Here is a 14320-nt window from a genome sequence, read left to right on the forward strand (position 1 = left end):
TTTTGACAATTAGTTAGGGAGTAGCGAGATGACTGAAAGAGTAAGAGTGGCGATTACCGGCGGCAGTGGCCGTATGGGACGAACTCTTATTGAAGCGGCTAAACAAAATGATGCTATTTTGTTAGGCGCTGCGATTGAGCGTGCGGGTTCAACGTTAATGGGAGTTGACGCTGGCGAGCTTGCGGGTGTGGGCGCAATGAATGTTGCGATTACCGATTCACTAGATAAGGCCGTTGATGATTTTGATGTACTCATTGACTTTACCTCGCCTGAAGCTAGCGTGATCCATACCGATTGGTGTGCTAAACATGGTAAAGCCATTGTGATTGGTACAACTGGTTTCAATCATGCTCAAAAAGAGCAGATTTCAGCATACTCAGAACAAGTCCCCATTGTCATGGCACCTAATATGGCTGTCGGCGTAAATCTAATGTGGAAACTGCTAGAGGTTGCGGCTGAAGTGATGGGTCATTACAGCGATATTGAGATCATTGAAGGGCATCATAGATATAAGAAAGATGCACCGTCTGGCACAGCACTTAAAATGGGTGAAGTGATCGCAGAAACCTTAGGTCGTGATCTTGAAAAATGTGCTGTTTATGGTCGTGAAGGTATTACCGGAGAGCGTGATAGGGAAACCATAGGTTTTGCTACTGTTCGTGCTGGCGATATTGTTGGTGAGCATACCGCACTGTTTGCTGATATTGGTGAGCGACTCGAGATCACCCATAAAGCATCGAGCCGTATGACTTTTGCTAATGGTGCTATGCGTGCCGCCTCCTGGCTCAGCGCTCAAGGTTCTGGTCTGTATGATATGCAGCAAGTCCTTGGCTTAAAAGAATAAATATTAAAAACCGCTATTAGCGGTTTTTTTATGTGAGAACAGTTATTTTTTTTAAAAGTACAGTTCCACTATAGACGAGTACCTATTTTACGTATAAAATCGGCGGAATTTGTCAAAATTTCGTATTTTAGCGAAAGTTGGTATTTTAAAAAAACACAAAAAACATTGTATTTCAATGGCTTGGCTCTTTCCGGAGGTCGCGTTGACAAAGTCTGCCTTACTCGTACTTGAAGATGGAACCGTTTTTTCTGGCACTGCAATTGGTGCTGAAGGGATGTCTGTTGGTGAAGTGGTATTTAACACTTCAATGACTGGTTACCAAGAAATTTTGACTGATCCATCATATGCTCGTCAAATGGTAACTCTCACTTATCCACATATTGGTAATACTGGCACTAATGAAGAAGACACTGAATCGTCGTCTGTTCATGCTTGTGGCCTTATTATTCGAGACTTGCCTCTTATCGCAAGTAACTTCCGAAATCAGCAATCTTTAAGTGAATACTTAGAGGCCAACAACGTTGTTGGTATCGCGGATATTGATACCCGTAAATTGACTCGTATTTTACGAGAAAAAGGCGCCCAAGCAGGATGTATTCTGGTGGGTGATCTTGATGAAGCCAAAGCGCTAGCAGCAGCTAAAGCGTTCCCTGGTTTAAAAGGCATGGATTTAGCCAAAGAAGTGACAACTACTGACGCCTATCAATGGCGTAGTGGTAGCTGGCGTCTTGTTGGCGGTTTACCGTCAGATAAGGCTGAAGCTGAGCTTAAATATAAAGTCGTTGCTTATGATTATGGTGTAAAGCGTAATATTTTACGCATGCTTGTTGACCGTGGTTGTGATGTCACCGTGGTGCCTGCACAAACCCCTGCATCAGAAGTATTAGCGATGAACCCAGATGGGGTTTTCCTATCAAACGGTCCTGGTGACCCAGAGCCTTGTGATTATGCGATTGCTGCGATTCAAGAGATTTTGAAGACGGATATTCCAGTCTTTGGTATTTGCCTTGGCCATCAGTTATTAGCATTAGCCTCTGGCGCTAAAACCTTAAAAATGAAATTTGGTCATCACGGTGCAAACCACCCAGTGAGCAATATCGAGCAAGGTAACGTAATGATCACCAGTCAAAACCACGGTTTTGCTGCAGATGAATCAACGCTACCAGCCAATATTAAAGTGACCCATAAGTCACTCTTTGATGGTTCTTTGCAAGGTATTCACTTAACTGACAAGCCTGCGTTTAGCTTCCAGGGACACCCTGAAGCGAGCCCTGGGCCACACGATGCTGCGCCGCTGTTTAATCACTTCATCGATTTGATTGAACTGTATCGTCAGAATGCCAAGTAGTAAATTCATCCGGGAGAAGATTTAAGCAATGCCAAAACGTACCGATATAAAGAGTATTCTTATCCTAGGTGCTGGACCAATTGTTATTGGTCAAGCCTGTGAGTTTGACTACTCAGGCGCTCAAGCCTGTAAAGCCCTACGCGAAGAAGGTTACCGAGTTATACTTGTTAACTCTAACCCTGCAACCATTATGACTGATCCAGAGATGGCCGATGCAACCTATATCGAGCCTATTCACTGGGAAGTTGTACGCAACATTATTGCTAAAGAGCGCCCTGACGCGATCTTACCGACAATGGGCGGCCAGACTGCACTTAACTGTGCGTTAGAGCTAGAAAGCCGTGGCGTACTAAAAGAGTTTAATGTCGATATGATTGGCGCAACTGCCGATGCAATCGATAAAGCCGAAGACCGTAGCCGTTTTGACAAAGCAATGAAGTCAATTGGTCTTGAGTGTCCTCGCGCTGGTATCGCTCATAACATGGATGAAGCACGTGCTGTTTTAGCTGAAGTTGGCTACCCATGTATTATTCGCCCATCATTTACCATGGGCGGTAGTGGTGGCGGTATCGCATATAACAAAGAAGAGTTTGAGGATATCTGTTCTCAAGGTCTTGAACTTTCGCCTACCAGCGAGCTGCTTATCGACGAATCTTTGATTGGTTGGAAAGAGTACGAGATGGAAGTGGTCCGTGACTGTAACGATAACTGTATTATCGTTTGTGCAATCGAAAACTTCGATCCAATGGGCGTGCACACGGGTGATTCTATTACCGTGGCTCCTGCACAAACATTGACGGATAAAGAGTACCAACTGATGCGTAATGCATCACTTGCAGTACTGCGCGAAATCGGTGTTGAAACCGGTGGTTCAAACGTACAGTTTGGTATCAACCCGAAAGATGGCCGTATGGTTATCATCGAGATGAACCCACGTGTATCTCGCTCATCTGCGTTAGCCTCTAAAGCAACCGGCTTCCCAATCGCTAAGATTGCAGCCAAGCTTGCGGTTGGCTTCACCCTTGATGAGTTAAGCAACGATATTACTGGTGGTGCTACACCTGCATCATTTGAGCCAGCAATTGATTATGTTGTGACTAAGATCCCTCGTTTTAACTTTGAAAAGTTTGCCGGTTCAAATGACCGTCTCACCACGCAGATGAAATCTGTGGGTGAAGTCATGGCGATTGGTCGTACTTTCCAAGAGTCACTGCAAAAAGCGCTGCGCGGTCTTGAAGTTGGTAAGAAGGGGCTTTGCCCAGAAATCGATATCACCGAAACCGATGCTATGTCACGTATTCGCCATGAGCTTAAAGAGCCTGGCGCTGAGCGAATTTGGTATATCGCAGATGCATTCCGTAGCGGTTTGTCGGTGGATGATATTTTTGCGCTGACCAATATCGACCCTTGGTTCCTTGTGCAGCTTGAAGACTTGCTGAAGAGCGAAGCTCAAGTGGCTGAAGCCGGTCTTGCTGGTTTGAATGCGGACGTATTACGTAAACTTAAGCGTAAAGGTTTTGCTGATTCACGTTTAGCAATATTGGCGGGTGTAAGCGAATCGGAGGTGCGTAAACTACGTACCCGTTTCGAAATACACCCAGTATACAAGCGCGTAGATACTTGTGCGGCTGAGTTCTCAACTGATACTGCTTACATGTACTCTACTTATGAAGAAGAGTGTGAAGCGAACCCATCAGACCGTGACAAAATCATGGTACTGGGCGGCGGGCCAAACAGGATTGGCCAAGGTATCGAGTTCGATTACTGTTGTGTTCACGCGGCATTAGCGCTACGTGAAGACGGCTTTGAAACCATCATGGTTAACTGTAACCCTGAAACTGTTTCAACCGATTATGATACTTCAGACCGTCTGTACTTTGAGTCAATCACCTTTGAAGACGTGCTTGAAATTGTCCGTATCGAGAAGCCAAAAGGCGTTATCGTGCAGTACGGTGGTCAAACACCACTTAAACTTGCACGTGACTTAGAAGCTGCTGGCGTACCGATTATTGGTACTAGCCCTGATGCGATTGACCGCGCTGAAGATCGCGAGCGTTTCCAGCAAGCGATTGAGCGTTTAGGCATGAAGCAGCCAGAAAACGATACTGTGACAACGGTTGAAGGTGCGGTTATCTCTGCTGAGCGTATTGGTTATCCGCTAGTTGTTCGCCCATCTTATGTATTAGGTGGCCGCGCAATGGAGATCGTCTATGACGAGCAAGACTTACGTCGCTACTTTAATGAAGCGGTAAGTGTATCGAATGCCTCTCCTGTATTGCTTGACCGTTTCCTTGATAATGCCATCGAAATTGATATCGATGCAGTATGTGACGGTGAAACCGTCGTGATTGGTTCTATCATGGAGCATATCGAGCAAGCGGGCGTTCACTCTGGTGACTCTGGTTGTTCACTACCGCCATATAGCTTAAGCCAAGATATTCAAGATCGCATGCGTGAGCAAGTGGGCAAGCTTGCAATGGAGCTCGGTGTTATTGGTCTAATGAACGTACAGTTTGCGGTGAAGGATAACGAGATCTACATGATTGAAGTTAACCCTCGAGCAGCCCGTACAGTGCCATTTGTATCGAAAGCAACAGGTGTACCGTTAGCTAAGATTGCAGCTCGAGTGATGGCTGGTCAAAGCCTTAAATCACAGAACTTCACACAGGAAGTTATTCCGCCATTCTACTCTGTAAAAGAAGTCGTATTGCCGTTTAACAAGTTCCCAGGTGTTGATCCACTGCTTGGCCCAGAAATGCGCTCAACCGGTGAAGTGATGGGCGTTGGTGATACGTTTGCTGAGGCTTATGCTAAAGCGCAGTTAGGTGCAACATCTGAAGTGCCTAAGTCTGGACGCGCACTTTTATCTGTGCGTAACAGTGATAAAGCGCGAGTTGCAGATTTGGCGGCTAAGTTGATTGAACTTGGTTACGAAATCGATGCGACACATGGCACCGCTGTTATTTTAGGTGAAGCGGGGATTAATCCTCGTCTAGTCAATAAGGTACACGAAGGTCGTCCTCATATTCTTGACCGCATTAAGAATGATGAGTACACCTACATAGTGAACACCACTGAAGGTCGTAAGGCGATTGAAGATTCACGTCAACTTCGCCGCGGTGCACTGCGTTATAAGGTGAACTACACCACGACATTGAACGCTGCTTTTGCAACATGCATGGCGCATGCTGCAGATGACCGTTCAAATGTAAGCTCAGTACAAGAGCTTCATAAACGCATTACTAAGTAACGCTTAGTGCTGTTTTGCTAAAAAGGCCGCATTGCGCGGCCTTTTTTTATGCGTGCGTAATGTCCGTGGCAACGAGTTGAAACAAAGAGATGGGCTTTATAGCAGTAGCTGTTATTTGACTGCTAGAAATGGTTGCAGCGGTTCTCGATTAATGAAAATTTATCTTACTTAGCTAGTAACTGTCGCCAAGGTTGAGTAAGCTCTATGCATTCCATAGGGTGCATGTTTCGCCCTTAGCGTTTACAATGACGCTATTCCACTAGATTTTTAACCCCGTTGACATTTTCCTCGTCAGCGAGGGCTGCTTTTGTTTTAAAGGAGACGAAAGAAGATTATGAGCAAGGTTCCAATGACAATTATCGGTGCTGAACAGCTTCGCAAAGAATTAGATATTTTGAAGTTTGAACGTCGCCCAGCAATTGCAGAGGCAATTGGTGAAGCTCGTGAACTAGGCGATTTGAAAGAGAACGCTGAATATCACGCCGCTCGAGAAGAGCAGGGGCTGTGTGAAGCTCGCGTGCGTGATATTGAAGGTAAGTTATCACATGCTCAAATTATCGATGTGACGACGATGCCAAATACTGGCCGAGTTATTTTCGGCACAACAGTGACGATTTTAAACATCGATACTGATGAAGAAGTGACTTACCGTATCGTAGGCGAAGATGAAGCTAACGTGAAAGAGAACTTGCTTTCAGTCAGCTCGCCAATTGCTCGCGGTTTAGTCGGCAAAAGCGTTGATGATGAAATATCTATTACCACGCCAGGTGGTACCAGTGATTTTGAAATCACTAAAGTAGAATATATCTAAGTAAAAGGTATGATGAATCGTTAAGGCCGCTTTTGCGGCTTTTTCTTTATAATTAACCATCATAAGATGGAAATCAAAACTTTGAGTTGGCATCATAGTGTGTTTATATAAGCTTGAGTTAATTTAGTTGTAGGACAGTTTAGTGCGATTATTTGCAATGGTTGGGTTCATGTTGTTGCTCATTGGGGGGCTTTTATTGTCACCTATGTCAGCAAGTGCGCCTGTACAAAACCAATATGAATGGCAATCTTCAATCCAAGCCAACATAGAAGCATTCGCTGGTGCCTCCACAGGTGTCGACACAAAGAAAGTACTCGTTCAGGACTGGATGATTGATGACTCTTTTAGCCAGACTCTGTTACAACCTATTGATAAAGCCGCTATGCAAGCTAAGTTGCAAGGTAAATTAAAAGGTAACCATCTAACACACACTGAGCCCACCGGCTCAGAATATGCGCCGCTGGTATCGCAGCGTTTCATGAGTTTTGCACAACATGAGCGACTACACAGTCGACCTGACTATCAATTCGCATTTGAGTTTACTTCTCCACCAGTACCGTCTTTAACTGTTGGATACCGCATGGACTCCACCCCAGCTGTCGATTGGCAATTACATGTTGGCGGTTCTTCTTTCAGACTTTCCGCATGGAAAGAGTCTAATCTTTTATATCGTTTATCTCATACACGCTCCGCTTAGCTAACTACCCATAAGCCGTTTCAGGCTTCTCTATCAAGAAAAGTTCATCTCTATTGTCAGAAACCCTTGTTTCAGACATTGGTTAGTACTTGTATTTTCAAGCTTACGCGTTGAATCAAGTGCCTTTGAATCTGTTGTGACGCTTAACAGCCTTTATAGATGACTCAATTGAGTCATTAGAGGCGAAGTGTTGCTCTTGATAGTTGTTACTGCCGCATCTCTTAATTGAATTCAATATCTTAATAAGATTCTGAGTGAGTGCTGCAGTTCGTTTTCGCGTTTTTAGTGAATACAAAGAGCAAAACAGTATGAATAAACAAAATAAAGCAACAATCTTAAACCATTACAGTGCATGGAAATATGTGCTGTTAGTGGTCACTATCACCATTATGTTTTTTAGCGCGCTACCAACCTTTTATGGGGAAGATTCTGCTATTCAAGTGAGCAAGAATGCTGGTCTTAAGTTACAGCCATTGGCGCTGCAGCAACAATTACTATCTTCCGGTATTGATGTTAAAAGAATTGAGCAGTCACACGGACAAACTTTAGTTGTGCTTGGAGATAACTATCAGCAAGCGCAGTTGAAGTCGTTACTTGCAGAGCAGGTAAAAGACCCATCTGAGCTGACGCTAATGTTAGCTCCGGCAGCCCCTAATTGGATGCTGTCCCTAGGAGTTTCACCGATAAAGTTAGGGCTAGATCTTCGTGGAGGCGTACAGTTTTTGCTGGATGTTGAAATAGAGCCTGTTTACAAGTTGCACTACAACACCTTTGTGGATTCTGTTCGGCAATTTGTTAGAGATGAATCTCTAACAGGTGTCGCAGTGCAACAGCTGGTCGGTGATAGAGTACAAATCACGACATCGGATTCAAACCATCGACAAGCTTTGCGGGCGTTCATTAGCCAAAGATACCCAAATTGGCAATTGAGTAATAATGGTGCGAATTCACTGAGTGTGGTGCTATCAGCGACTGAAAAAAACAATATTCAAGATCTCACTGTGAAACAGAACCTGCAGATTATGCGTAGCCGCATTGAGCAGTTGGGGATCACCGAAGCTGTCGTTCAACGTCAAGGAGAGCAACGGATCCGAATTGAACTGCCGGGCGTACAAGATCCAGCCGAGGCTAAGTCGGTGATCGGTGCTACAGCTAGTTTAGCTTTCTATCAGGTGATGCAGCCAAACTCAATTAACTCAAAAAAACTGAACGATGAGCAAGGACAGCCAGTATCAGTTGCAAGGCGGGCAGTGCTAGGTGGTGAGCATATTGTTGATGCTAGGGCTCAATTAGGTGAAATGGGGTTGCCAGAAGTGGTGATTCACCTTGATCGTGATGGCGGAAAAAAGATGTCAGACTTTTCTCGTGCCAATATCGGCAAGCCAATGGCGACATCGTACAGCGAATATAGCCGAGATGAGCAAGGTAAGGTTAGCCAGTCCACTAAAGTGATAAGCGTGGCAACCATTCGCTCACAATTAGGGGACCGTTTTAGTATTACTGGTGCTGGCGATTATGCGAGCGCACAGCAACTGGCACTTTTATTAAGGGCTGGTTCGATGACTGCGCCAGTGACAATTGTAGAGGAGCGTACCATAGGGCCAAGTTTAGGAGAGGAAAATATTACTAATGGCTTTGCAGCTTTGGCGTTAGGCATGGCATTCACATTACTGTTTATGGGGCTTTGGTATCGCCGTTTAGGTTGGATTGCTAATGTGGCACTTCTTTCAAATATGGTGCTGTTATTTGGTCTACTGGCATTAATCCCTGGCGCTGTTTTAACCCTGCCTGGAATTGCAGGTCTGGTGTTAACAGTGGGCATGGCAGTTGATACAAACGTGCTCATCTTTGAAAGGATTAAGGACAAACTACGGGAAGGGCGAAGTTTTGCTCACGCGATTGATCGAGGTTTTGATAGCGCATTTTCAACCATTATCGATGCTAACTTTACCACTATGATAACCGCTGTTGTGTTGTATTCGATTGGTAACGGTCCGATCCAAGGCTTTGCCTTGACTCTAGGGCTAGGACTATTAACCAGTATGTTTACCGGTATTTTTGCCTCTAGAGCATTAGTTAACTGGGTATATGGACGTGACTTTAGACGCGATGTGAAGGTGTAGTATGAAATTATCTAGTATAAGCAAACTAAGCAAAGCCCGTTACCTTTCAAGTGTACTGTCCTTGATCATCATGCTCTCCTCTATAGGCATAATCTTTAGCCATGGCTTTAATTGGGGGTTAGATTTTACTGGAGGAGTAGTCACCGAAGTTAAGGTTGATGCAAATATCCAAGCAGCGCAGATTAGTCAACTATTGGCTGCACACTCAGAGCAAGAGGTGAGTGTTATTTCAGCCGGAGAACCTGGACGTTGGGTGCTGAGATACAGCCAAGTAGATGCTGAATCAAGCACTAATATCGCCCGTGTTTTTGCACCACTAACAGAAAATGTTGAAGTGCTTAACTCAAGTATTGTAGGCCCACAAATCGGCCAGGAACTTGCGGAGCAGGGCGGTTTAGCATTGCTAGTGGCTATGCTGTGTATATTGGTATATTTGAGCTTTCGTTTTGAATGGCGACTGGCAAGTGGTGCGCTATTGGCCCTGTTTCATGATGTTGTATTTGTATTGGCTGTTTTCTCTTTGACACAGATGGAGTTTAACCTAACCATTCTAGCGGCCGTTCTAGCCATTTTAGGTTACTCGCTCAATGACTCGATTGTGATTGCCGATAGAATTAGGGAGGTGTTAATCGCCAAACCTAAAATGGCCATTGATGAAATCTGTAGCAGTGCGGTTAAAGCAACATTTTCTCGAACCATGGTGACGAGTGGTACAACTCTGATAACTGTCGCTGCGTTATGGTTTATGGGGGGGGGACCTTTACAGGGGTTCTCCATCGCGATGTTCTTAGGGATTTTGATCGGAACTGTCTCGTCTATTTCCGTGGGAACCTGCTTGCCTGAGTTACTGAAAGTAAAAGCTGAGCACTATGAGGTAAAACCAATAAACGATACGCCATAGTTTTACTAATACCAATTGCATTAAAAGTTTGACCATTCAGCGGGAATTCAAAACGCTGCAGGCAAGTAGTGGGGTTTGAGCTAATAGTTATTCTATATCCAAATCCCACAGCGAAGCATACAGCGTTTTGAAACCCGCACTACGTGAGCCCCTCAGTCTTTCCACTTCTGCTTTGCATTGGCTTAAAAGGGAATAACCATTTCTTTACCAATGCGCTTTGAATTGAAAAGACTGAGGGGCTCTGAAATGGTCAAATACTTAATGCAATTGGTATAAGGCGTAAAAAAAGAGCCGCTAAATAATCAGCGGCTCTTTTTATCTATCTCGCTAAAGCATCTTTCGTGGATAAAAGAGGCTTTTTGCTAACTACTTTGCCTTAGGCACAGCAATTTTCATTTCTTCAGACTGACGGAACAGTACTAAAACGTGACCAATAAGCTGAACTTGAACAGCTTGAGTTTCACGTACGATGGCGTCGACGATTGCATTTTTAAGCTCTCTGTCACCAGAGGCTATTTTCACTTTAATCAATTCATGATGAGAGAGTGCACTATCAATTTCAGCCAGTACACCTTCAGTCAGGCCGTTGCCACCAAGCATCACTACAGGCTTCAAACTGTGCGCTAAGCCCTTTAAGTGCTGTTTTTGTTTGGTTGTTAAGTTCATTTATACCAACTTTATGCTGAGTTACTGTTGAAAAGCCGCTATTCTACCCTTATATATGCTTTGTGTAACTCTCAATTGTTGCGGATTTTAAATGTCAGGTAAAAAACGAACAGCTAGTTCATCTCGCTGGATGCAAGAACATTTCGATGATCACTATGTCAAACTCGCGCAAAAACGCGGTTTTAGGTCAAGAGCGGCCTTTAAGATAGAAGAGATCCAAGAGAAAGATAAACTTATTCGTCCGGGGATGACGGTTGTTGATTTAGGTGCCGCACCCGGCGGTTGGTCACAAGTGGCCGTTAAACTTGCTGGAGACAAAGGAAAAGTTATCGCATGTGACATCTTGCCTATGGATCCCATTGTAGGTGTAGATTTCTTGCAAGGGGATTTTCGCGAGGAAAAAGTACTTGATGCGCTACTGACTCGAGTTGGTGATGCAAAAGTGGATGTCGTGTTATCTGATATGGCACCAAACATGAGTGGGACTGGCGGGGTAGACCAACCTCGTGCTATGTATTTGGTAGAACTTGCATTAGACATGTGTCATCAAGTTTTGGCACCTAATGGCTGTTTTGCTGTTAAGGTCTTTCAGGGGGAGGGCTTTGACGAATACATGAAAGCAGTAAAAGAAGCATTTAAAACGGTTAAAACACGTAAGCCAGATTCTTCGCGACCACGATCGCGTGAAGTCTATCTTGTGGCGACTGGGTACAAGTTATAGTAATCTATCGTAAGTACTCTAACATTAGTTTTCGAAAGACTTTAAAAAGAGGTCGAGTAATTTGAGTGACATGGCTAAAAATTTAATTCTCTGGGTTGTCATCGCTGTTGTATTGATGTCAGTTTTTCAGGGCTATTCCCCCTCTTCTTCAAATAAGCAGAAGATGGATTATTCTACCTTTTTGGATGACGTAAAAGCTGGACAGGTTAGTACTGTTGAAGTGAAAAGCGATCAACGTACCATTGAAGGGACTAAGCGTACAGGTGAGAAATTTGTCACCATTATGCCAATGCCGGATCTAGATCTAATTAATGATCTTGACCGTAAAGGCATCATGATGAAAGGCCAAGAAGCGGAAGAGTCGGGTTTCTTGACCCAAATCTTTATCTCTTGGTTCCCAATGCTACTCCTTATTGGTGTGTGGATTTTCTTCATGCGTCAAATGCAAGGTGGTGGTGGTAAAGGCGCGATGTCATTTGGTAAGAGTAAAGCCAAATTGATGAGCGAAGACCAGATTAAAACGACTTTTGCTGACGTTGCTGGTTGTGACGAAGCCAAAGAAGACGTTAAAGAGCTGGTTGATTACCTGAAAGAGCCAACACGTTTCCAAAAGTTGGGTGGCCGAATTCCTACAGGTGTTTTGCTCGTGGGCCCTCCAGGTACAGGTAAGACGCTAATTGCTAAAGCCATTGCTGGTGAAGCTAAAGTGCCTTTCTTTACTATTTCAGGTTCAGACTTTGTTGAAATGTTTGTTGGTGTTGGTGCATCTCGCGTACGTGACATGTTCGAACAAGCTAAAAAGTCTGCTCCTTGTATTATCTTCATTGATGAAATCGATGCTGTTGGTCGCCAGCGTGGCGCAGGTGTGGGTGGCGGTCATGATGAGCGTGAACAGACATTGAACCAAATGCTGGTTGAAATGGATGGCTTTGAAGGTAACGAAGGTGTGATTGTCATCGCAGCGACTAACCGTCCCGACGTACTTGATGCTGCATTATTACGTCCAGGCCGTTTCGACCGTCAGGTTGTTGTTGGTTTACCAGATGTTCGTGGTCGTGAGCAAATTCTTAAAGTGCATATGCGTAAAGTACCTTTAGCTGACGGTGTTAAGGCAAGTGTTATTGCTCGTGGTACACCTGGTTTCTCTGGTGCTGACTTGGCTAACCTTGTTAATGAAGCGGCGCTGTTTGCTGCTCGTAACAGTCGCCGTGTCGTTGGCATGGAAGAGTTTGAAAGCGCAAAAGACAAAATCATGATGGGTGCTGAGCGCCGTACGATGGTGATGTCTGAAGAAGAAAAAGAGATGACCGCATACCATGAAGCGGGTCATGCTATCGTTGGTTGTCTAGTGCCTGAGCACGATCCTGTGCATAAGGTTACTATTATTCCACGTGGCCGTGCCCTGGGTGTTACTTTCTTCTTGCCTGAAGCGGATGCGATTAGTCAAAGTCGACGTAAACTTGAAAGCCAGATTTCAGTTGCTTATGGTGGCCGTCTAGCTGAAGAGATTATCTACGGAACAGAGAAAGTTTCGACTGGTGCGTCGCAAGATATTAAGTACGCGACATCTATCGCGCGTAACATGGTGACGCAATGGGGTTTCTCTGAGAAGTTAGGTCCAGTACTTTACGCTGAAGATGAGAACGAAGTCTTCTTAGGTCGTAGCATGGGTAAATCACAGCATATGTCAGACGACACTGCTCGAATTATTGATGCTGAAGTTAAGATGTTGATTGACTCTAACTACGAAAGAGCTCAAAAGTATTTGACTGAAAATATGGATATTCTCCATGCAATGAAAGATGCTTTGATGAAGTATGAAACCATTGATTCAAATCAGATTGATGACTTAATGGAACGTCGTGAAGTGCGTATGCCTGCTGAGTGGGAAAAAGACCAGCAGTCTGATGATAACGACAGCAACGGTGCTTCTTCTGAGAAGAAAGAGAACACTGACGACACTGAAGAGCGAAAAACTGATGTAACTGATGCGGACGAATCACCTGCTAAGTAATCTTTAGTTAATTTGAGAAAGCCCCATTATGGGGCTTTCTTGTTTATGGAGTTTTATTTTGTCGATATTAACTTGTGGTGACAAATCATTAGATTTATCTACAGCGGTTATTATGGGGATCCTTAACGTTACCCCTGACTCTTTTTCTGATGGTGGCGCATACTCTTCATTTGAAAGAGCCTGCCTTCAAGCAGATACCATGGTTGAACATGGGGCGACGTTTATTGATATTGGTGGCGAGTCTACCAGACCTGGTGCTAAAGATGTAAGCGTGGCCGATGAGCTCGCACGAGTTATTCCGCTAATAGAATATGTATCTAAGCATCATGATATTTGGATCTCGATTGATACCAGTAAGCCAGAAGTAATGAGAGCAGCTGTCGCTGCTGGTGCACAGCTCATTAATGATGTTAGAGCCTTACAAGAGCCTGGTGCATTAGCAGCGGCCTGTGAGCTTAATGTTCCCGTATGCCTTATGCATATGCAAGGGCAACCTCGTACGATGCAGCAAGCCCCAATCTATGCCGACGTTGTTGAAGATATAGCGGCGTTTTTTAAGCAGCGTATAGAACAATGTGTTCAAGCAGGTATTAAGCGTGACAATATTGTGCTTGATCCAGGATTTGGATTTGGTAAATCATTAGCGCATAATTATGAAATATTACAGCGCTTTGCTGAATTTGATGTTTTCGGGCTTCCTTTGTTAGCAGGAATGTCTCGAAAAAGCATGTTCGGTCAGTTACTTAATCGTGATGTATCACAAAGATTAAGCGCGTCGCTTGCTGCTAATATGTTAGCCCTGCAGGCGGGAGCCGATATAGTGCGTGTACATGATGTACAGGAAACAGCCGATATGATGGCTGTACTCAGCGCGACAAAAAATTACAAGGATTTAAGCTAGACTCTTGTTCAGCTTAAATGAAGTATTATTTGGTAGAATATGTG

The 14320-nt window shown here is 44.4% G+C and carries 11 protein-coding genes; 10 read left to right on the plus strand and 1 reads right to left on the minus strand.

The features are described from left to right. The first annotated feature begins 28 nt into the window (after positions 1-28). From dapB to secF, 7 genes are all read left to right on the plus strand, one after another. Entirely contained in the window at positions 29-844 is an 816-nt protein-coding gene (gene dapB / locus SWP_RS05290) for a 4-hydroxy-tetrahydrodipicolinate reductase (protein ID WP_020911374.1), read from the plus strand. 175 nt (positions 845-1019) lie between these two features. Then, entirely contained in the window at positions 1020-2192 is a 1173-nt protein-coding gene (gene carA / locus SWP_RS05295; protein WP_143711174.1) for a glutamine-hydrolyzing carbamoyl-phosphate synthase small subunit, read from the plus strand. Positions 2193-2220: 28 nt separating this feature from the next. Then, complete coding sequence (carB, locus tag SWP_RS05300) at positions 2221-5442, plus strand: carbamoyl-phosphate synthase large subunit (RefSeq protein WP_020911376.1); 3222 nt, start codon at positions 2221-2223, stop codon at positions 5440-5442. Positions 5443-5776: 334 nt separating this feature from the next. Then, positions 5777-6253, plus strand: a complete 477-nt coding sequence (gene greA / locus SWP_RS05305; protein WP_044555689.1) for a transcription elongation factor GreA — start codon at positions 5777-5779, stop codon at positions 6251-6253. A gap of 142 nt (positions 6254-6395) precedes the next feature. Beyond that, positions 6396-6950 (plus strand): hypothetical protein, encoded by a 555-nt coding sequence (locus SWP_RS05310; RefSeq protein ID WP_020911378.1) that lies wholly within the window; start codon positions 6396-6398, stop codon positions 6948-6950. 308 nt (positions 6951-7258) lie between these two features. Then, positions 7259-9073: a protein translocase subunit SecD gene (secD, locus tag SWP_RS05315; protein WP_020911379.1), complete on the plus strand. Its 1815-nt coding sequence runs from the start codon at positions 7259-7261 to the stop codon at positions 9071-9073. Between the two features lies 1 nt (position 9074). Next, positions 9075-9974: a protein translocase subunit SecF gene (gene secF / locus SWP_RS05320; RefSeq protein ID WP_020911380.1), complete on the plus strand. Its 900-nt coding sequence runs from the start codon at positions 9075-9077 to the stop codon at positions 9972-9974. Between the two features lie 366 nt (positions 9975-10340). Here secF and yhbY read toward each other — a convergent pair whose 3' ends face one another. Beyond that, positions 10341-10640, minus strand: coding sequence for a ribosome assembly RNA-binding protein YhbY (gene yhbY / locus SWP_RS05325; RefSeq protein ID WP_020911381.1), 300 nt, complete (start codon positions 10638-10640; stop codon positions 10341-10343). Positions 10641-10731: 91 nt separating this feature from the next. Between yhbY and rlmE the strand changes: the two genes are divergently transcribed. The 3 genes from rlmE to folP all read left to right on the plus strand — a co-directional run bounded on the left by rlmE (position 10732) and on the right by folP (position 14276). Further along, a complete protein-coding gene (gene rlmE, locus SWP_RS05330) occupies positions 10732-11361 on the plus strand; it encodes a 23S rRNA (uridine(2552)-2'-O)-methyltransferase RlmE (protein ID WP_020911382.1) in 630 nt (209 codons plus the stop codon). Positions 11362-11431: 70 nt separating this feature from the next. Next, positions 11432-13375 carry an ATP-dependent zinc metalloprotease FtsH gene (gene ftsH, locus SWP_RS05335; RefSeq protein WP_020911383.1) on the plus strand — a complete coding sequence of 648 codons (1944 nt, stop codon included), beginning with the start codon at positions 11432-11434 and terminating at the stop codon, positions 13373-13375. Between the two features lie 28 nt (positions 13376-13403). After that, on the plus strand, positions 13404-14276 hold the full coding sequence (folP, locus tag SWP_RS05340) for a dihydropteroate synthase (protein ID WP_044555690.1): 873 nt from the start codon (positions 13404-13406) through the stop codon (positions 14274-14276). The last annotated feature ends 44 nt before the right edge of the window (positions 14277-14320 follow it).

Source organism: Shewanella piezotolerans WP3 (assembly GCF_000014885.1).
Lineage (GTDB): Bacteria > Pseudomonadota > Gammaproteobacteria > Enterobacterales > Shewanellaceae > Shewanella > Shewanella piezotolerans.

Coding starts and splice junctions, on each gene's coding strand:
- dapB (WP_020911374.1), top strand. CDS start 29: ATGACTGAAAGAGTAAGAGTGGCGATTACCGGCGGCAGTGGCCGTATG.
- carA (WP_143711174.1), top strand. CDS start 1,020: ATGGCTTGGCTCTTTCCGGAGGTCGCGTTGACAAAGTCTGCCTTACTC.
- carB (WP_020911376.1), top strand. CDS start 2,221: ATGCCAAAACGTACCGATATAAAGAGTATTCTTATCCTAGGTGCTGGA.
- greA (WP_044555689.1), top strand. CDS start 5,777: ATGAGCAAGGTTCCAATGACAATTATCGGTGCTGAACAGCTTCGCAAA.
- secD (WP_020911379.1), top strand. CDS start 7,259: ATGAATAAACAAAATAAAGCAACAATCTTAAACCATTACAGTGCATGG.
- secF (WP_020911380.1), top strand. CDS start 9,075: ATGAAATTATCTAGTATAAGCAAACTAAGCAAAGCCCGTTACCTTTCA.
- yhbY (WP_020911381.1), bottom strand. CDS start 10,640: ATGAACTTAACAACCAAACAAAAACAGCACTTAAAGGGCTTAGCGCAC.
- rlmE (WP_020911382.1), top strand. CDS start 10,732: ATGTCAGGTAAAAAACGAACAGCTAGTTCATCTCGCTGGATGCAAGAA.
- ftsH (WP_020911383.1), top strand. CDS start 11,432: ATGGCTAAAAATTTAATTCTCTGGGTTGTCATCGCTGTTGTATTGATG.
- folP (WP_044555690.1), top strand. CDS start 13,404: ATGGGGCTTTCTTGTTTATGGAGTTTTATTTTGTCGATATTAACTTGT.